Source organism: Ruegeria sp. BHSC026 (genome assembly GCF_059613065.1).
Genome location: NZ_JBXWRV010000029.1, coordinates 1 through 18,438, shown reverse-complemented (window position 1 = coordinate 18,438; position 18,438 = coordinate 1). Strand labels below are relative to the sequence as shown.

General features: G+C 61.5%; 22 protein-coding genes, 1 tRNA gene and 1 pseudogene. 8 read left to right on the top strand and 16 right to left on the bottom strand.

Translation table 11 applies throughout. The features are described from left to right. Positions 1–184 precede the first annotated feature (184 nt). Entirely contained in the window at positions 185–1,363 is a 1,179-nt protein-coding gene (locus AC2FME_RS18035) for a DUF6538 domain-containing protein (RefSeq protein ID WP_496801172.1), read from the bottom strand. A 61-nt stretch (positions 1,364–1,424) separates the two neighbouring features. Further along, positions 1,425–1,500: transfer RNA gene (locus tag AC2FME_RS18030), tRNA-Thr, on the bottom strand. 177 nt (positions 1,501–1,677) lie between these two features. Between AC2FME_RS18030 and AC2FME_RS18025 the strand changes: the two genes are divergently transcribed. Next, complete coding sequence (locus AC2FME_RS18025) at positions 1,678–2,553, top strand: hypothetical protein (protein WP_496801171.1); 876 nt, start codon at positions 1,678–1,680, stop codon at positions 2,551–2,553. Between the two features lie 31 nt (positions 2,554–2,584). On the opposite strand, the gene AC2FME_RS18020 is transcribed toward AC2FME_RS18025, so the two are convergent. Next, on the bottom strand, positions 2,585–2,851 hold the full coding sequence (locus AC2FME_RS18020; protein WP_149777019.1) for a DUF2312 domain-containing protein: 267 nt from the start codon (positions 2,849–2,851) through the stop codon (positions 2,585–2,587). Positions 2,852–3,012: 161 nt separating this feature from the next. On the opposite strand from AC2FME_RS18020, the gene AC2FME_RS18015 reads away from it, so the two are divergent. After that, a complete protein-coding gene (locus tag AC2FME_RS18015; protein ID WP_490362563.1) occupies positions 3,013–3,231 on the top strand; it encodes a hypothetical protein in 219 nt (72 codons plus the stop codon). Between the two features lie 8 nt (positions 3,232–3,239). Here the strand turns inward: AC2FME_RS18015 and AC2FME_RS18010 are convergent, their stop codons facing one another. Continuing rightward, positions 3,240–3,455, bottom strand: a complete 216-nt coding sequence (locus AC2FME_RS18010) for a hypothetical protein (RefSeq protein WP_496678461.1) — start codon at positions 3,453–3,455, stop codon at positions 3,240–3,242. A gap of 236 nt (positions 3,456–3,691) precedes the next feature. On the opposite strand from AC2FME_RS18010, the gene AC2FME_RS18005 reads away from it, so the two are divergent. Continuing rightward, on the top strand, positions 3,692–4,120 hold the full coding sequence (locus tag AC2FME_RS18005) for a protein tyrosine phosphatase family protein (protein ID WP_496678463.1): 429 nt from the start codon (positions 3,692–3,694) through the stop codon (positions 4,118–4,120). Between the two features lie 16 nt (positions 4,121–4,136). On the opposite strand, the gene AC2FME_RS18000 is transcribed toward AC2FME_RS18005, so the two are convergent. From AC2FME_RS18000 to AC2FME_RS17980, 5 genes are all read right to left on the bottom strand, one after another. Then, the gene (locus AC2FME_RS18000; RefSeq protein ID WP_496801170.1) at positions 4,137–5,240 is read right to left on the bottom strand and encodes a flagellar motor switch protein FliM; all 1,104 of its coding nucleotides are present in this window, start codon (positions 5,238–5,240) and stop codon (positions 4,137–4,139) included. 77 nt (positions 5,241–5,317) lie between these two features. Continuing rightward, positions 5,318–7,996 carry an ATP-binding protein gene (locus tag AC2FME_RS17995; RefSeq protein ID WP_496678466.1) on the bottom strand — a complete coding sequence of 893 codons (2,679 nt, stop codon included), beginning with the start codon at positions 7,994–7,996 and terminating at the stop codon, positions 5,318–5,320. Continuing rightward, the gene (locus tag AC2FME_RS17990) at positions 7,984–8,304 is read right to left on the bottom strand and encodes a hypothetical protein (protein WP_496678468.1); all 321 of its coding nucleotides are present in this window, start codon (positions 8,302–8,304) and stop codon (positions 7,984–7,986) included. Before AC2FME_RS17990 ends, AC2FME_RS17995 begins: the two co-directional genes overlap by 13 nt. Then, positions 8,301–8,681: a response regulator transcription factor gene (locus tag AC2FME_RS17985; RefSeq protein WP_496678470.1), complete on the bottom strand. Its 381-nt coding sequence runs from the start codon at positions 8,679–8,681 to the stop codon at positions 8,301–8,303. Before AC2FME_RS17985 ends, AC2FME_RS17990 begins: the two co-directional genes overlap by 4 nt. 79 nt (positions 8,682–8,760) lie before the next feature. Then, positions 8,761–10,059, bottom strand: coding sequence for a short-chain fatty acyl-CoA regulator family protein (locus AC2FME_RS17980; RefSeq protein ID WP_496687415.1), 1,299 nt, complete (start codon positions 10,057–10,059; stop codon positions 8,761–8,763). Positions 10,060–10,255: 196 nt separating this feature from the next. On the opposite strand from AC2FME_RS17980, the gene AC2FME_RS17975 reads away from it, so the two are divergent. The 4 genes from AC2FME_RS17975 to aat all read left to right on the top strand — a co-directional run bounded on the left by AC2FME_RS17975 (position 10,256) and on the right by aat (position 13,478). Beyond that, positions 10,256–10,792, top strand: a complete 537-nt coding sequence (locus AC2FME_RS17975) for a LuxR C-terminal-related transcriptional regulator (protein WP_149777010.1) — start codon at positions 10,256–10,258, stop codon at positions 10,790–10,792. Positions 10,793–10,931: 139 nt separating this feature from the next. Beyond that, complete coding sequence (gene accB, locus AC2FME_RS17970) at positions 10,932–11,435, top strand: acetyl-CoA carboxylase biotin carboxyl carrier protein (RefSeq protein ID WP_490361562.1); 504 nt, start codon at positions 10,932–10,934, stop codon at positions 11,433–11,435. Positions 11,436–11,444: 9 nt separating this feature from the next. Further along, complete coding sequence (gene accC, locus AC2FME_RS17965) at positions 11,445–12,794, top strand: acetyl-CoA carboxylase biotin carboxylase subunit (RefSeq protein WP_496678473.1); 1,350 nt, start codon at positions 11,445–11,447, stop codon at positions 12,792–12,794. Positions 12,795–12,845: 51 nt separating this feature from the next. Next, positions 12,846–13,478 carry a leucyl/phenylalanyl-tRNA--protein transferase gene (gene aat / locus AC2FME_RS17960; RefSeq protein ID WP_496801169.1) on the top strand — a complete coding sequence of 211 codons (633 nt, stop codon included), beginning with the start codon at positions 12,846–12,848 and terminating at the stop codon, positions 13,476–13,478. Here the strand turns inward: aat and AC2FME_RS17955 are convergent. The 6 genes from AC2FME_RS17955 to AC2FME_RS17930 form a co-directional block, all read right to left on the bottom strand. Continuing rightward, positions 13,442–13,801 (bottom strand): DUF2155 domain-containing protein, encoded by a 360-nt coding sequence (locus AC2FME_RS17955; RefSeq protein WP_149777006.1) that lies wholly within the window; start codon positions 13,799–13,801, stop codon positions 13,442–13,444. The genes aat and AC2FME_RS17955 overlap by 37 nt on opposite strands. Continuing rightward, the gene (gene mlaD / locus AC2FME_RS17950) at positions 13,798–14,250 is read right to left on the bottom strand and encodes an outer membrane lipid asymmetry maintenance protein MlaD (protein WP_496678477.1); all 453 of its coding nucleotides are present in this window, start codon (positions 14,248–14,250) and stop codon (positions 13,798–13,800) included. Before mlaD ends, AC2FME_RS17955 begins: the two co-directional genes overlap by 4 nt. 11 nt (positions 14,251–14,261) lie before the next feature. Further along, positions 14,262–14,645: an NADH:ubiquinone oxidoreductase subunit NDUFA12 gene (locus AC2FME_RS17945; protein ID WP_496678479.1), complete on the bottom strand. Its 384-nt coding sequence runs from the start codon at positions 14,643–14,645 to the stop codon at positions 14,262–14,264. 79 nt (positions 14,646–14,724) lie between these two features. Further along, positions 14,725–15,087 carry a RidA family protein gene (locus AC2FME_RS17940; RefSeq protein WP_496801168.1) on the bottom strand — a complete coding sequence of 121 codons (363 nt, stop codon included), beginning with the start codon at positions 15,085–15,087 and terminating at the stop codon, positions 14,725–14,727. Positions 15,088–15,150: 63 nt separating this feature from the next. Then, the gene (gene clpX / locus AC2FME_RS17935) at positions 15,151–16,419 is read right to left on the bottom strand and encodes an ATP-dependent Clp protease ATP-binding subunit ClpX (RefSeq protein ID WP_496678483.1); all 1,269 of its coding nucleotides are present in this window, start codon (positions 16,417–16,419) and stop codon (positions 15,151–15,153) included. Positions 16,420–16,553: 134 nt separating this feature from the next. Next, complete coding sequence (locus tag AC2FME_RS17930) at positions 16,554–17,186, bottom strand: ATP-dependent Clp protease proteolytic subunit (RefSeq protein WP_496801167.1); 633 nt, start codon at positions 17,184–17,186, stop codon at positions 16,554–16,556. A 326-nt stretch (positions 17,187–17,512) separates the two neighbouring features. Here AC2FME_RS17930 and AC2FME_RS17925 point away from each other — a divergent pair, with 326 nt between their 5' ends. Then, positions 17,513–17,848 carry an ArsR/SmtB family transcription factor gene (locus tag AC2FME_RS17925; RefSeq protein ID WP_496678485.1) on the top strand — a complete coding sequence of 112 codons (336 nt, stop codon included), beginning with the start codon at positions 17,513–17,515 and terminating at the stop codon, positions 17,846–17,848. Between the two features lie 493 nt (positions 17,849–18,341). Here the strand turns inward: AC2FME_RS17925 and AC2FME_RS17920 are convergent. Continuing rightward, a pseudogene (locus AC2FME_RS17920) lies at positions 18,342–18,438 on the bottom strand (IS5/IS1182 family transposase); the annotation flags it as partial.

Sequence of the window (18,438 nt, the reverse complement as noted above, 5' to 3'; positions counted from 1 at the left end):
ACGCGGTGCCTGTTGACGGGGATTCGCTGATGCTGATACCCCTGTTTTTGCTGAGGCTTTCGGCTGATGCGGTGCCTGTAGGGAGACCTGAACAGCCGTGTGGGGGCACCACAGAATCCGCTAAGCCATTGTAAGACAACAGCTTTATCTCAGGATGGAGCTACCGTAGAACATGGCGCTGCAGTTATACGGCTTTTGCCATCCACTTGGCGAGAACTTCAAGCGGGTAACCTGAACCGTAGCTGTGGCCCACACCTTCGGTTTGCCAGCCGCCAATTTGGTCAACGATGTCTGCAGGACATTCTACAGCCCGTAGACGGTCGCGCATTGAGTGGCGGAAGCTGTGCATCGTCCCCTTCTCGTCGGTCTGTGTCTTGATCCATTTGTTGAGTGCTGCGCTGGCTGAGTTCGCGTTTGTATTCCCAGATTTATTGTAGCGGGGAAATGCGTAGGAGCTGTCCTCGTTGCTCCCAAGAGCCCGACGAGCAGCCCAGAGTGATGCCCCTACCAGCGGCACCTTACGCGAGCTTCCGGCTGTCTTCAGGCGTCGCCAAGGATGCTCCTGAATGACCACGTGCGGGATTGGGTCGTCGATCTTCAGGTCAGCCTTCAACAGACCCGCAGCTTCTGCCAACCTCATTCCCGTGTCCGAGACAAGCGCCACGAGCCAACGGAGATCATCGTCAAGACTACGACACTCAGCTTGAATGGTGCGAATGGCTTCGGCTGAGAGAGGCGCTCGGTCCTCGACTCCAGCTTTGCGATCATAGTAGACCCGCCCGAAAGGATTGCTCATGTCTACGCCAACCTCATTTGCCGCAAAGTTGATGACAGAGCGAACGGTTCCGAAGACGCGTGTGATGCTACTCCCTGCAAGACCTCTTTCGATCAGACTGTCACGAAAGGCGTTCGCATCCGTCTTGCTGTAGCTTGTGATGTCTTTGTCACCGCAAACGTCGATGACATAACCGCAAGAGCGTTCTGCCGCGCGGTGGAAAGTGACGGGACGATCATGGCCCTTCAGCCTAAGGTATATGGCCACAGCCTCCGATAGCTTGACCGTCTCCGGCATACTGGGAGATGCAGTCAACGACATGGGAGCAGCATTGGCGTTCTGCGCCAGTCGAAGCATGTGTTTGCCAGGTAGCTCGCTGTCCTTGATCCTCAAGTGATACCAATATTCGTCAAGCTGTTGTGCAGCTCTTGTAGCCCGCGATGCTGCAACTGATGCTGATCTGGTTCTCAGTGAGTATGAGATTTTTGACGACGTATAGTGTTGCTTCAGGTCCTTCGGGACTCGTCTCACGAAGTAGAAGACGCCATCTTTGACAAATGAGTGAGGTGCAGTTTTGTTCTCCGCCATGTTCTACGGTAGCTCCATCCTGAGATAAAGCTGAGGTCTTACAATGGCTTAGCGGATGCTGTGGTGCCCCCACACGGACTCGAACCGCGGACCTACTGATTACAAATCAGTTGCTCTACCAGCTGAGCTATAGGGGCTCCGAATGTCGGTTACCGCCTCGCGTTACAGACTGCAAGCCTGAATCTCCAACTTGTTTGCCGGATCGTATCCGGCAAGACGCGTGGTCGGTCTCGAATTGCCCTGTAGGTTTGACCTCATCCCAAACAGACTGTACCCGATGAACAAAGACCGGAAACCGCAGGACCGCATCAGCAATGCATCTAGCCATTCATTCTGGCGCAGATTTCACCGACGAGGGCCTTCTGCTTCATGCCCTGCGCGCGAATTCCGACCTTCTGACCGATGTCGGCGTCGTGCTGTATGGACCGCGACGCTGTCGTCAGATGTTCATGTCGCCCTTGCAAGACCTGACCAACGGCCAAGTGGAGCCGGAAACCGTCGATCGACTTCGCAGCTTGATACCGGACGACATCGAGTATCAAAGAACCGTTTTGACATCCCCGGACTTCATCGGAGAGACTCCCACGGCCTTGGGGGATGGGCAATTCTATCCCTTGGCCGGTCAACGCGTGGCATTTCTCGAGCAAACCTTTGCGCCGGCCGGGATTGAGCTTTTTGTCGGCGTGAGGAACCCCGGAAGCTTCATCCCCAAGGTCCTGATGGCCTTGCCGCCCGAGGATCGGGCCGAAACCTTGGCAAACACCGATGTCAGTTGCCTGAGTTGGCTGACGATGATCGAGGACATCCGCGACCTCGCGCCGAACGTGGCCATCACCCTTTGGGCCAACGAAGATCTGCCGGTGATTTTCGGAGATATCGTCCGTGCCATCTGTGGCCTGCCACGCGAAACGCCGATCGAGAACGAATTTGCGCTGCTGACATCGCTGTTGGACAATGAAGGCCGCGACAGGCTGGAAGAACTGATCCGGCCGGAAAACGCGGGTGAACGACCGGCCCTGCTGGCCGATCTTTCCGCCTTGTTCGAAGATCACGCGCTGCCGCATGAGGTTGAGGAAGAACTGGACCTGCCCGGGTGGAATACGGACATCGTCGAGGCCTTTACGGAACTGTATGCACAGGACCTTGCGCGGCTTAAATCCATGCCGGGCATACGTGTTCTGGGCCTCTGAGGCCCGCACCGCCCGGCATGGCACGCCGCGGCTACATGCCCAAAGCTTCCTTGTACATTTCCAACACCGCCTCTTCCTCGGCGATATCGTCCTTGTCGCGCTTGCGCAGCGCGATGACTTTACGCATGACCTTGGTGTCGTAACCGCGGGCCTTGGCCTCGGCCATCACTTCCTTTTGCTGATCCGCGATGTCTTTCTTTTCGGCCTCCAGACGCTCGAACCGCTCGATGAACTGGCGCAACTCGCCAGCGGTGACGCGATAGTTCGCTGCGGCCTGGTTTTCGGTCATGTCTTCCATTGGCGTCTCTCCCAAGTGGTGATTGGTGTTTCCGGCGTGACGGTCACCCTGCCGGATACATCGGGGCGGCAGCGGTCGCAAGAGACCAGCCAAGCCGTGACTTGTGCCGCCCCGGACGATCCGGTATCCGCAACTGCACGGCATGAAACACGAGGCGAGCCATGTTCGACTTTTTCATCTGGGGCGGCGCAAGCCTGTCCGTCGCGGGGCTTGCAGGCTTGGTCTGGTGCATCCTTCGCGTGATGAAGGCGCGCAGGTCAAACCTGTCGGATGACGAACTACGCGCAACGGTCCAAGGCGTTCTCCCCTGGAACTTGGGCGCGCTGTTTCTATCCGTCATCGGCCTGATGCTGGTGATTCTGGGGATTTCCTTGGGCTGAAGGCCCTCTCAGATCGGCAGATTGTCGAATTTCGCCTCAAGGGCGTCCTCAGCCAAGGCGGCATCCAACAGGCGCAGCCGAGTCGGGACGGGCACGCCTTCCGCGCGCATGCGATCAATGACCTTGCTTACCGACGGCTGAAGGGCCAGGCGTGTTTCCAGGTTTGCCCCACGCAATTTTCTTTCCAACCTCGCGATCTCGGCAGAGAAATCATGTGCAGTCATCGGCATCCTCCCGCATGTTGCCAGCATCCCTGATATGGGGAGGGGCTTTGCGAACCGCCATCCAAGCCTCGGCCCTCTGGCAGGTTTTTGCGCATCGCGAGCCCCTCACCAAGAAATGATACCATGGATACTACACCATCATGACGCAACGGCCCTTGACGGACATCAAAAACGGTCTGACCCTAACCGACCCGTGAAAACTGGACAGAACCGGAAACGCAGCCTAAAGCTTCGGCATGGAAATTCGCCAAATCACGCCCCGCTATTCAGTTTCACCGCAGATCACGGTCGAGGATATCCCTGCGATCAAGGCTGCGGGTTTTGCAAAGGTCATCTGCAACAGGCCCAATGCCGAAGTGCCGCCGCACATGCAGTCCGACGTGATCGGACGCGCCATACGCGAGGCCGGACTGGAGTTCGAGGTGCTGGAACTGACTCATCAGACGATGACTCCGGTCAACGTCTCACACCAGAAAACGCTGATCGAAAGCGGCCCCGGTCCGGTTCTGGCCTATTGCGCATCAGGTACGCGGTGCTCGGTTGTCTGGGCGCTTGGGCAGACGGACAGCCTGCCGGTGGACGAGATTCTCGAAGCCACCCGCAAGGCCGGGTATGAACTTGAACAGCTCCGCCCGGCCTTGGAACAGATGCGCCCGACCGCCTGATCGCCGGACTTTCCCGTCAAGAAGACGAACGGGTCACGGGCAAGCCCGACAATTCCGAGATCTTCTCGGCCAGCTGATCCGTTCCGATCGCATCCGGGTCGTCGCGGTCCAGATTGGACACAGACGTTTCCGAGACCAGAACGTCATGTACCGACTCGGATTCGTCCACCTGCAGGGGCTCTGATTTGTCAGGGCCGAACCTGTTCCCCGCATGCTCGACAAATGCCCTGGCATCCTTGGCCGAAACGGACGGGCTCACTGTTTTGCCAGTCAGACGCAGCGCGCGCATGCCGCCGCATTGGCCCAATCGGCCAGTGCCCACACGCGCCCGATCGATGGACACTACATCGATTTGCCCCAGCCTGGCCCCCGTCAGCGGTAGCACATCTCCGGCGCTCAACCCGGAGAGTTCCGCCAAGGGCAATTGCAACCGGGTGATCACGGCGTTCAGTTCCGCCCGCATGATGCCCGCGGCCTCGGCCAGAAGCTTCTCGGCGGGATTGCTGCGTGAATCGTCAGGGCCTGGACAGTCCGACGGATCGGGCAGCAGCATGACGGCCATCCCCTGCCGGGCACCTCGGCCCAGTTCGACGGTCAGCTCATATCGGCCGTATGCCTCCTGGACCAAGGCTAGGGAAACCGCCCTCAGATCCGCCGCGCGTGAGACGTATTCATACCCTGACAGGAGCGCGACATCCTGCGGATCCTCAAGCAATTCCGTCGCGCGGGCGAACATGCCGTCGATCAGCGGCGCGACGATTGCAGCGTCGGTGTCGGTGAAGGGGCGCGGCTCGGGCGGATCGGGCAAGACCTCGCCAATCGTCTGTTGCTGGATCACAGCCGACACCAAACCCGGATCGAGTGCAACAGCTGCAAGGCGCTCCTCACCGGCAGCGACCAGCAGAAACAGCCAGCTTTCATCTAGCCCTTCGGTCAGGTTTTCGGCCTTACGGCCAGCCTGCTTTGCACCGATCACCGAAATCGCAAGGCGAAAACCCTCGACGGCGGACCGCGCCAGCGCCAAACGCAGAGCCCGCAGAACGGCCCGGGACGCCGCCATCGTACCACGCTGAGTCGCAGACAATTTGCGCGCCAGCACAGAGCTGACCGATTTCGACATCACATCGTTCCATCGTTTTGAAACACTTCGCCCTCAGGTCTACACCCCGGACCGTTACCAATGTCTTTAGACTGACGTCATTGCGCCGCCTGCCGATGTGCCAGCGGCAAGCTGACCCGAAACGCCGCTCCGCCCTGGCCCGGCAGATAGACGATCTCGCCCCCCAGCCGCTGCATGATCTCGCGGCAGATCGCCAGGCCCAGCCCGGCGCCTCCGGCCTTGTCGAACCCCACACGCGCGAACTTCTCAAACACCATGGACTGCGCATCAGCCGGCACGCCGCTGCCATTGTCGACAAAATCGATCACGAGCTGCCCGCCCACATCATGGGCGGAAATGGTCAGCGTCGGCTCGGCGGCGTCGCAGTATTTCTGCGCATTCGAGATCAGGTTGATGAATACCTGCCCCAGCCGGTCCAGGTCAGTGTGCAGTGCAACGCGTTCGGAAGGCAGTGACCGACGCACTTTCAACCGCCGTTCGGCCCCAGCCAAAGCAGTGGACACCGCGCGGTCCAAAACCGTCCGCAGGCTGGCGTCGCCCATGTTCAGATTTACCTGCCCGTTTTCCAGCACGCTGAGATCCAGCAGATCATCCAGCAGGCGGGTCAGGCGCAGCGCCTCGTCATGGATGATGGTGGCGTAGTGGCGGGTTTCATCCGCACTCAGACCGTCGGTATCGCGCATGATCTCGGAAAACGCCCGGATCGAAGTCATGGGCGTGCGCAGTTCGTGGCTGACCTGCCCCAGAAAGGCATCCTTCTGCATTGAAATCTGAGTCAGCTTCTCATTCGCTTCCCGCAGCTTTCGGGCGGTCCGGGTGAGCTCGGCCGATTTCGCCTCGAGCTGGCTGGAGTATTCCAGCAGCTGAGCCGATTCGTCGGCCACCGCCAGAAGGTCCTCGACCGACACCGAAGACCCGCCCACGATCTGCCCGATCATTGCGTGGGCCGTCGCCGCGCCGACCGACCCGCTCAGCTCGCGCTCGAGCCGTTCGAGGAAGCCGGGCGTAGGCTCGGGCAGGCGGCCGCGAACGCCCTGGCGTTCGGCTTCGGCCTGAAAGAACTCCTGCGCGGGGGCTGCGCCAAGTATCCGCTGGGTCATGATCATCAGGTCTTCGCTCTGCGCCACCGATCCGGTCCAACCGCCGGGCGCCACCGAGTGGTCGAATACGTTGACGAACTGCGCGCCCTGAAGGCGTTCAAGAGGGCTGGGAAAGCTGAGCAGCGAAGCCACGCAGAACGCCAGCGCGTTCAGCGACAGCGACCACAGAACCGTATGGGTCATCGGGTCCAGACCCTCCAACCCAAACAGGGCCTGCGGCCGCAGCCAGCCCATGCCGAACGGGCCGTTTTCGATAACGGACGCGGACATGATGCCCCCGCCCATTCCCGGCAGCAGCAGCGTGTAGACCCACAGGCAGAACCCCACGCTCAGCCCGACCAACGCGCCTGTTCGAGTGGCGCCGCGCCAGAACAGCCCACCGACCAGCGCGGGCAGGATCTGCGAGATCCCGGCAAAGGCCACCAATCCGATCGAGGCCAGCGCCGCCCCGCCGCCGGACAGACGATAGTAGAAAAAGCCCAACGCCATGATCGCGGCGATCGAAATCCGCCGCGCCATCAGAACCACGTTGCGCACATCGCCTGAAATCGAGCTGCGCCGCTCGCGCGTATTCAGCCAGATCGGCATGACCACATGGTTCGACACCATCGTCGACAGCGCCATGGCGGTGACGATCACCATTGACGTGGCCGAGGAAAACCCGCCGATGAAGGACAGCATCGCCAGCCAGTCATTGCCCTGCGACAGGGGTACGGTCAGCACGAACAGATCGGGGTTTGACCCGGCCGGCAGCAGATCCAGCCCGACAACGGCGATGGGAACCACGAACAGGCTCATCAACAGCAGGTACAACGGAAAGGCCCAGGCGGCCGTACGCAGATGCGCCTCGTCGTCGTTTTCGACAACCATCACCTGGAACATGCGCGGCAGGCAGACGAAGGCCGCAGCCGACAGGAAGGTGATCGTCATCCACCGCCCCGCATCCACATTCCAGCGCCCGATCTCCGAGGCGTCAATCCGCTCCATCATCGGAGTCACTCCGCCGGCAATGCCCCAGACGACGAAGATGCCCACCGCCAGCAGCGCAAACAGTTTGACCACCGATTCCAACGCAATGGCCGTGACCACGCCGTGATGTCGTTCGTTCGCATCGAGGTTGCGGGTGCCGAACAAAATTGCAAACACCGCCAGCCCGGCCGCCACCCAGAACACGCTGGCCCCTTCGCGGTATAGGCCCGACGGGTCAGCCTCGGCGAAGATCGAGAAGGACAACGTGATCGACTGCAACTGAAGCGCGATATACGGGGTGCCCCCCAGCACGGCTAGGATCGTGACGCAGATCGCCAGCGTGTTCGACTTGCCGTAGCGCGACGAGATCAGGTCGGCGATCGAGGTCACCCGCTGACTGCGCCCCACCCGCACAAGTTTGCGCAGGCCCCACCACCAGCTGATCATCACCAGGGTCGGACCAAGATAGATCGTGACGAATTCCAAACCCGACCGGGCCGCGCTGCCCACGGCGCCATAGAACGTCCAAGCCGTGCAGTAGATCGACAGCGACAGGGTGTAGATCAAGGGCGAGCGCAGCCAGCGGCCGCGTCCGGCCGCGGCCATCCGGTCGGCTGCGAAGGCGACGCCGAATAGCAGCACCACATAGCCCAGACAGACCAGGATCAGAATGTTCATGGTCGCCATGGGGCACCCTCAGAACTGGCGTCTTCACGCGCAGCCATGCGCCGCGCCGCCAGACCGAACAGGAAACTGACCGCGATCATCCCGGCCCAGCTGATGAAGATGTACAGCATGGCGGACGACAGGGGCATCCCCTGCCCCTCGACATCGGCGCGCGGCCACAACAACGGGATCACGACCAGAGCAGCGCCCAGAAAGGGCAGCATTCGCGCCGCATCCGCCAACCGGCGGCGGCGATAGCTTTGGCGCTCCAAAAAGACCGACGGGCGCGGCCCCTCTGCTGTCGGCCGCTCGGGGCCGGGCGCGCTCATGACCGCGACGCCTGTGCGTACAGGTCTCGTACGGCGGTCAGCACTTCGACATTCGAAAACGGTTTGGTCATGAACCGGCTGACCCCGGCCTTCTCGGCCATCTCGCGGTCGCGCGATTGTCCGCGGGCGGTCAGCATCAGGACCGGCAGCGCCTTCATGTCGGCGTGCTCGCGCAGTTCGCGCAGCACGTCCATGCCGCTTTTGCCGGGCAGCATCACGTCCAATATGACCAGATCGGGCCGCGCAGCCAGAATCGTCTCGACCGCGTTCCCACCTTCGGCATGGGTTTCCACCACCCACCCTTCGCGGGTCAGCAGAAACCGGATGGCCTCGGTGATGTTCGGCTCATCCTCGATCAAAAGAACCCTGCGGCTCATGTTGGTATTCCCTCCCCAAGACCGGCCGCGACGTTTGGCGGACGGTCGCATGCAGATTAAGCGGTGCGTCGCGAAACTGTCAAAAACCTTCACTCAGAATCGATGGCTCTCGCCGGGCGGCGCAGTCCGTCTTGGGGCAGATCCGGCAGCTTGCCCCGACCTGCACCTCTGCCCCTGACTGGGTCTTGTCGTCGCCCGGCGGCACCACCAGCATCACCGAGCGATAGACCGGCTCGCGTCCGAACCCCGAAACGGGCTGCGGCCAGGCGATGGCGAAACACTCGAACTCGGCGGCGCTGCGGCCCAGAAGGGTGACACGGCTGTGAACCGGCACCAAGGGCCGGTTCAACGCAGAGAACACGGGCCATAAAGGGCAGGCATCGCCGTGCCGGGGCATGGCGAAACCGGGGACATGCTTGAGCAGGATGATGCTGCCGGACGAATCGCACACCGCCAATCCCGCCGGTCGCGGCAATACATCCTCGGGCAGGAAGGCCAGCCGCCGCAGCACCGTGGCCAGATCGACCGAAAACCGCGCGGCAAGTGTCAGCGGATCCAGCCCATCCGCTTGCAGGGCCTCGCGCAGCCGGCCCAAAGGCATGGCCCGCGCGTCCTGCGCATATTGCTTCAGCACCTGCCGGACCAGCGACTTGGCCGCCGCCGACCGCAGACCATGCTGCACCATGTCATCGCCGTATTCACCGCCCTCCAGCTCGGGCAGGTGAAATCCGCGCTGGTCCAAAAAGGCCTCGACTTCCTCCATGGGCAATCCGCGCCGGTCGCCGGGACTTTCGCTTTGATCCAGATAGGCGACTAGGGCCTTCGAGCTTTCCGCCAGGCGCTCGGCATCCTGGTGCAGGTTACGATGGAACCGGTCGCGCCACTCGGCGTCCAGTTCGCCGGGTTCGGCCAGAATCGCGGCAGTCGAGCGGATCGCAGCTGCCGTCGACAGGACCTCGTGCATCGAGCCCGCCAGATGCGGGTCGTGGGTCAGCCGGTCCGACAGGGTCTCGACCGTACGTTCAAGCGACACCACACGACGGTGCATCTGGGCCAGCACACCGGCCCAGCCCGGAAACCGTCCGGCAAATTCGTCAAGCGAATCGATCTCGGCGCGTTGCCCCACCGCGTCGGCAGCGGCTTCGCGCAGGGCCGCGATCAGTGTGGCCTCGACCCCCTGGGTCAGCACCGACGGCTCGACCGACAGTGCCGCCGCGATGTCGACCAGAAGCTTACCGCCGATTCTGCGCCGGTTGTGTTCGATCAGGTTTAGATAGGATGCCGAAATTCCCACCTGGCGCGCCAGCTGTGCCTGCTTCAGCCCGGAAATCTGGCGCCTCTCGCGGATACGACTTCCGGTCAACATATCTCTCACAATGATCTTCCTCCTCAGCTGATGCCTGGCAAGCACACCGCTCCAAGACAGGTTTTGCTGATACCTGCCTTGATTTAAAGGGGTTACGCGAGTGTTTTCAAACCTGATTTACAGGATTTACTCAATTCCTGCCGAAGTCTTGCGACGCGTGGGCAACTCTCCCCTTCAATTCGGCCGAAAATCCCGCCACCATACCGGCATGAGCGATCCCGCATTCGAATATGCGCCCATCGGCCTGGTCGAACTTGAGAACCGGATCATCCGGCGCTGCAACCTGCAATTCGCCCGCACCTTCGGCGGCGAGGAGACCGACTATCGGAACATGCCGTTGCTGCATCTCTACCCTTCGGTCGCCGATTGGGAGAGGATCGGCGCCCGCAGCCTGCAGGTGATGCGCGACACGGGATATTACTCCGATGAGCGGGTGATGCGTCGCCGCAATGGCGACCTGTTCTGGTGCCGGGCACGCGGGCGCTCGCTGACGCCCGACGACCCGTTTCGCCATGGAATCTGGAGCTTTTCCGACATTTCCGAAGAGCGCCCGCTGGTCGAGCTGACCAAGCGCGAACGCGAGGTTGCCATCCTGTCGTGCCGCGGCCTGTCGGCCAAGGAGATCGGCGCCGAACTTGGGCTCAGCTACCGCACCATCGAGGCCTATCGCGCTCGGCTTCTGGAAAAGTTCGGGGCCCGCAAGCTGCCTGAATTGGTGGCCAAGCTATCGGGCACGCCACTTTAGCCGACGCTGTGCTGGTGTTTCATGGCCGAACCCAGCCCAGACTGCGCTTTTCATGGCCGTCGCGTTGCCCTATAACGCAGCGTAATTGAGCAAAGCCCGCGCAGACAGACGGGCCATAGGGGAACCTTCGAGGACACTCATGACAGATACCAGACACGAAGCGGATGTGGCGTTCATCAAGGCATTGGCTGAATTGCTGCGCGAAAACGATCTGACGGAACTGCAGGTCAAACGGGAATATGGCGAGGAAGACAGCCTGAACGTGCGCGTCAGCCGTGTCGCTCCGGCGCCCGCGGCACCGGTTCAGGTGGCGGTACCGGCCGCTGCCCCGGCGGCGCCCGCTGCTCCGGCGGCACCGGCCGCCGCCCCGGCCGAGGCCGCCGCTCCGGCCGACGATCCGGCCAGCCACCCCGGTGCCGTCACCTCGCCCATGGTCGGCACCGTCTACATGCAGCCCGAGCCGGGCGCGGCCCCGTTCGTGACCGTGGGCGCATCGGTTTCCGAAGGCGACACGCTGCTGATCGTCGAGGCGATGAAGACTATGAACCACATCCACGCCCCCAAGTCGGGCACCGTCAAACGCATTTTGGTCGCCGACGGCGACGCGGTGGAGTTCGGCACACCTCTGGTCATCATCGAGTAAGGCGGGCCCATGTTCGACAAGATCCTGATTGCCAACCGAGGCGAGATCGCCCTGCGTGTGATCCGTGCCGCGCGCGAGATGGGGATTGCGACGGTCGCGGTGCATTCGACCGCCGACAGCGACGCCATGCATGTGCGCATGGCCGACGAATCCGTCTGCATCGGCCCGGCACCCAGCCCGCAAAGCTATCTATCCATTCCCGCCATCATCTCGGCGTGCGAGATCACCGGCGCGCAGGCGATCCATCCCGGCTATGGCTTCCTGTCTGAAAACGCCGATTTCGTGCAGATCGTCGAAGACCACGGCATCACCTTCATTGGCCCCACTGCGGAACACATCCGCATCATGGGCGACAAGATCACCGCTAAGGATACGATGAAGGAACTGGGCGTGCCTTGCGTGCCCGGCTCGGACGGAGGTGTGCCCGATCTGGCCACGGCCAAGCGGATCGGTGAAGAAATCGGCTATCCGGTCATCATCAAGGCCACCGCCGGCGGCGGCGGGCGCGGCATGAAGGTTGCCCAGACCGCCGACGAGATGGAAAGCGCGTTCATGACCGCACGGGCCGAGGGCAAGGCTGCCTTCGGCAATGACGAGGTCTATATCGAGAAATACCTGACGACGCCCCGCCACATCGAGATCCAGGTCTTTGGCGATGGCAAGGGCAACGCGGTCCATCTGGGCGAGCGCGACTGCTCGCTGCAGCGGCGCCACCAGAAGGTGTTCGAAGAGGCCCCAGGCCCCTGCATCACCCCCGAGGAGCGCGCGCGCATCGGCAAGATCTGCGCCGAGGCAGTTGCCAAGATCAACTATATCGGCGCCGGTACGATCGAGTTCCTCTATGAGAACGGCGAGTTCTATTTCATCGAGATGAACACCCGCCTGCAGGTGGAACACCCCGTGACCGAGGCCATCTTCGGCGTCGATCTGGTGCGCGAGCAAATCCTTGTAGCCGCGGGCGAGCCCATGTCCTTCGGTCAGGACGACCTCAAGATCAATGGCCATGCAATCGAGGTGCGGATCAACGCGGAAAAACTGCCCAACTTCTCGCCTTGCCCGGGCAAGATCACGGCCTACCACGCGCCGGGCGGCTTGGGTGTGCGGATGGATTCAGCCCTGTATGACGGGTACTCGATCCCGCCCTACTACGACTCTCTGATCGGCAAGCTGATCGTGCACGGCCGCGACCGCCCCGAAGCCCTGGCGCGCCTGAACCGGGCCCTGGGCGAACTGATCGTGGACGGCATCGACACCACCATTCCGCTGTTCCGCGCCCTGCTGCAAGAGCCCGACATCCACAGCGGCGACTACAACATCCACTGGCTGGAGCACTGGCTTGCGGAGAACATGTCCCAGTAATTCAGGCCGCCCGGAGAAACGCTCTCCGGGCGCCTTTCACTTGGGCTCCGCATGAGCCTGACGCCCGACCTTCTGCTGCATTGCTATTCCGTCGGCATCTTCCCGATGGCCGAGCATCGAAACGATCCGGAGCTTTTCTGGGTCGATCCTCGGCTGCGCGGCGTGTTCCCTCTGGACGGGTTCCATATTTCGCGCAGCCTGCGTCGACGCATCCGCAACTGTGGGTTCTCCGTCACCGTCAACCGCGATTTCCAGGCCGTCGTGGACGGCTGCGCCGACCGGGCCGACACCTGGATCAACGGCCAACTCCGCCGCCTGTATGCGCAGCTGCACGAGACGGGCCACGCCCATTCACTGGAATTGTGGGAGGGCGACACTTTGGTCGGCGGTGTTTTCGGTGTGACGCTGGGGGCGGCCTTCTTCGGGGAAAGCATGTTCTCACGCCGCAGGGACGCATCAAAAATCGCACTGGCCTATCTGGTCGACCGACTGCGCCAGACAGGGTTTCAGCTGTTCGACACGCAATTCCTGACCGCGCACCTGGCGTCATTGGGGGCGATTGAGGTTCCCCGGCACGAATATCGCAGGCTTCTGGATCAGGCCACCGCCGGCAGCGCTGATTTCACCGCACCGCTGTCACAAACGCCTCAGGGCGTGATACAGCGGATCACCCAGACGTCGTAACGGGAATGGTCCAAGGCGTTCAGCGCGGGCGACGTCGCGATCATCCAGCCATCGAACAGCTGTTCGGCCTCGCCCTTTTCCCAGATCGTCAGAAAGGCAAAGGCGTCGCCGGTCGGGTTCTCGGTCGGATACCGGCAATCCCCCAGCGCCACATCCAGCCCGAAGATCGAGGCCGTCTCGCCGGGTTTCATCTGCACGTCGACAGTCTGGCCATTGACCTTGTCCAGCCCACGCAGCAGAGCCCCGGCCCCCGAGGTGACCTTCTGCTGTGCCTGGGCCGCGCCGGCCGCCAGCAGCACAAACAGGGCCGCACGCATCATCATTCGGCGCTGTCCCCGGCCACGAACTTGACCAGCAACGAGATCAGACTGACCGCGCCCTGCGTGTCCTCGATCTGATCGCCGGGCTCGAAATAGAACGGCGAACCACCGGGCATGACTTCGACGAAGTTGCCACCCAGAAGGCCCTCGGACGAGATCACGATGGCGCTGTCATCGGGGATCTGAATGTCATCAGCCACCGAGATGGTGGTATCGGCGCGGTAGGTTTCCGCGTTCAGCTTGACGTTCGTGACCGTACCGATCTTGACCCCGGCCAGCCGTACATCGGTGCCCACGCCAACCCCTTCTAGCGACCGGAACGAGGCGCCCAGTTCATAGCCAGAGGTATCCTGAGACCAGCCGGTCGACTGGCTGGCATAAACGCCAAAGCCGATGGCGAAGGCCAGCACGACGCCGCCGACCAGAACTTCGGTCATGTTGTGGGTCGACATCTATGCCTCGCTTATTCCGGGCGCCATGCCTCGTAATCCTTGCGCTCCACCGGTTCGGGGCGGCGCAGGGATCCGGCCGGCACATAGGCCATCGGCGTGCCTGTCAGGTTTTCCTGATGCGGTTTCTCCCACGACTTGTGGCGCAGCGGTTTTTCGGTGGGCGGCTCGTCCCATGTCCGGTGCAGCCAGCCATGCCATTCCGGATCGATTCGGCTGGCTTCGGCCTCACCGTTGAAGATCACCCAGCGCTGGCTGTCATCGGCATTGCGATAGAACACGTTGCCCTGATCGTCCTCGCCCACCTTGATCCCCTTGCGCGCGGTGTAGATCTGCGTGTTCAGGGTTGCTCCGTTCCACCAGGTCACGGCCCGCAATAGAGTGTTCAGGATTCCCATCGGCTGCCTCCGGCATTTCTGTCCCCGCAGATATGGACCAAACCCACGCAGAGGTCCAGTGCCACAAAGACCGCACCCATCATGTCGGCAGCAAGGCCGTCACCTCGATTTCGATCCGGTATTTCGGGTCGATCAGGCCACATTCGATCATCGTGGCCGCCGGCGGGTTTGGCCCGAAGGCGTCGGCAAGAATGGGCCAGCAAGGCGCGAACTCGGTGCGGTCGGGCAGCATGTAGGTCACGCGGACCGCATCGGCAAATGATGCCCCGGCCTCGGACAGCGCGTTGCCAATGATCTCCAAGGCCGAGCGGCATTGATCGACAACGTCATCGCCCTGCCCCACGGTACCCGCCACATGCACCCAGCCGCCGGCGACCACGGCCCGGCAATAGCCGACCTTCGCCTCGAACTCGCCCCCCGAGGAAATTCGCCGAATCGTCATTTTGCCCTCATACGAAAACGGCGCGGACAATGCCGCGCCGCAGGTTTTCCAATTTCACGTGGATCAGCCTGCCGATACCGTTTCCGGCTCGGCGTCGGCATAGATGATCAGCGGCTGCGCGTCCGAGGTCACCGCCTCTTCGTTCACGACCACCTTGGTCACGTTCTTCATGCCCGGCAGTTCGAACATCGTGTCCAGCAGGATGTCTTCCAGAATCGAGCGCAAACCGCGCGCACCCGTCTTGCGCTCGATCGCCTTCTTGGCGATTGCCTTCAGCGCGTCCTCGGTAAAGTCCAGCTCGACGTTTTCCAGCTCGAACAGGCGCTGATACTGCTTGACCAGCGCGTTCTTGGGCTTGGTCAGGATAGTGACCAGAGCGTCCTCGTCCAGATCCTCGAGCGTGGCCAGAACCGGCAAACGGCCGACGAATTCCGGGATCAGACCGAATTTCAGCAGATCCTCGGGTTCCAGATCTTGGAAGATCTCGCCCACGCCGCGTTCGTCATTGTCGCGCACATCGGCGCCAAAGCCCATGGCCGAACCCTTGCCACGCTGCGCGATGATCTTGTCGAGGCCCGCGAATGCGCCGCCGCAGATGAACAGGATATTGGTGGTGTCCACCTGCAGGAATTCCTGCTGCGGGTGCTTGCGGCCGCCCTGCGGCGGCACGCTGGCCACGGTGCCTTCCATCAGTTTCAGCAGCGCTTGCTGCACGCCCTCGCCCGAAACGTCTCGGGTGATCGAGGGGTTTTCCGACTTGCGGGTGATCTTGTCGACCTCGTCGATATAGACGATGCCGCGCTGCGCGCGTTCGACATTGTATTCGCTGGCTTGCAGCAGTTTGAGGATGATGTTCTCGACATCCTCGCCCACGTAACCGGCCTCGGTCAGCGTGGTCGCGTCGGCCATGGTAAACGGAACGTCCAGAATCCGCGCCAGAGTCTGCGCCAGAAGGGTCTTACCGCAGCCCGTCGGGCCGATCAGCAGGATGTTCGACTTGGCCAGTTCGATGTCACTGCCGGCCTTCTGCGCGTGGTTCAGGCGTTTGTAGTGGTTGTGCACCGCTACCGACAGCACGCGCTTGGCCCGCGCCTGGCCGATGACATAATCGTCCAGAACCTCGCAGATATCTTTGGGCGTCGGAACGCCGTCGGTGGATTTCAGCCCGCTGGCCTTGGTTTCCTCGCGAATGATGTCCATGCACAGTTCGACGCATTCATCGCAGATGAATACGGTCGGACCAGCAATCAGCTTGCGCACCTCGTGCTGGCTCTTGCCGCAGAAGCTGCAATAGAGCGTGTTCTTGCTGTCACCGCCTGAATTCGTCGCCATGGTCTACCTTTCGGGCTTCATCCCTGCGGCCCCGTGCGGACCGCGCTTGCCACCTTGGTCCAAGCTTAGGCCAGCGCCAAGGCAGCTACAATCTCAAAATCGTACCCCGCACCTGTGGGTGCGGAGTTTCCGCATCACGCTTCGTCGGGCTCGGCCTTCGTCCGGCTTTCGACGATTTCATCGATGTGGCCCCATTCCTTGGCCTCTTCCGGGCTCATGAAATTGTCACGATCCAGCGCCTTTTCAATGGTCTTTTTCGACTGTCCGGTATGCTTGGCATAGATATCGTAAAGGCGATCCTTCAGCTTTTGCGTCTCGGCCGCGTGAATCATGATGTCGCTGGCCTGACCCTGATAGCCGCCGCTGGGCTGGTGCACCATGATGCGGCTGTTGGGCAGCGCAAAACGCATCCCCTTCTCGCCCCCGGCCAGCAGAACCGACCCCATCGAGGCTGCCTGGCCGATCACCAGGGTCGAACATTTCGGCTTGATGTACTGCATTGTGTCGTAGATGGCCAACCCGCTGGTCACCACGCCACCGGGCGAGTTGATGTAGATCGAGATTTCCTTGTTCGGATTCTCGGCCTCGAGGTGCAGCAGCTGCGCGACGATCAGATGACTCATCCCGTCGTGGATCGGGCCGTTGACGAACACGATCCGCTCCTTCAGAAGGCGCGAGAAGATGTCATAGGCACGCTCTCCGCGGCTGGTCTGCTCGACGACCATCGGGACGAGCGTGTTCATGTAGGTGTCAACTGGATCGAACATTCGGAACCTGCCTGATTTGCTATGGACCGGGACCATACCCGGAAAGACGTTACACGAGTCTTAGTGTCGGCGCCGAGGGGCTGCAAGGGGTCAGCCGCGCCAGAGTTCGCGATGCGGACATGACCGCCAATCTACGTTGCCCGTATGCCATCCTCTGCAATCCGCGCAACAGGCCGTACTGCCCAGGCTGCTTGTGCTCGCATTACAAGATTGCGAAGCGTTCTTGTGGAAATTCCCGATTACTAAGTGTAAAGGACCGCCAGCAATACCCATGGAGCCTTGGGCACGCCGCCCTCGTCGAGTTACAGTCAAAAAGGTCAAACAGGATGACGCTTCCCAAGCTTTCTTCGGACATGTCCAACGAAGAAATGGACCGCATGGCAGAAAACGCGGCCCGTGCGGCGAGTTTTCTGAAAGCCATAAGCCACGAAGGGCGGCTGATGATCCTGTGCCATTTGGCCTCGGGCGAGAAATCCGTGACCGAACTCGAAGAACTGCTGTCCGCACGACAAGCCGCCGTGTCCCAGCAATTGGCGCGTCTGCGCTTCGAGGGGCTGGTGGTTCCCCGCCGCGAGGGGAAAGCCATTTACTATAGCCTGGCCGACGACCGTCCGCGCAAGATGATCGAAACGGTGTACGAGTTGTTCTGCTCGGACCAATGATTGATGCCGAAACCGGCATTCGATCAGGATCCCCGCCGCGAAAGATGCTTGTGCAGAGAGGTGGTTCGGTTTGTTTGAACCGTTTCGTAGGTTGGTTTTCCGCTCGGTTATGCCGCCGCGATTGGTGACGACGGGTTGAGATATGCCTGATCGGGTGTCTGCATTTCCAACGATGAATGCGGTCTCCGCGTGTTGTAAAATATCAGGTACCGGTGCCCCTCCCCCAAAGAAGAGATCCGCCGTTATGTTTAGGAAAACGGAGAATCGGAAAGGCGACGGGGAGACATAAGCCGGAAGAAATTGTCACGGTGTGAGGGGACTGTGGCCCGAGTGGGGCCGCGCAAGCCCCAATCACACGGCAGGTTGAGGTGCTTGTCGGCCATTCTCAAGCAACCGAGGTGGCGGGTTCAAGAAAATTCAGCATTATGACCACACACACATTGGCACCCGGGCCTGAAACTGAAAAATGGATACCAAATGCTAGGGTCAGGACTCATAACCAGTATATGACGAGAGCGGCAAGGGCGATGGCGGACAGGAAGACTTTCGGGCATCTGTCGTAGCGGGTTGCCACCCGCCGCCAATCCTTG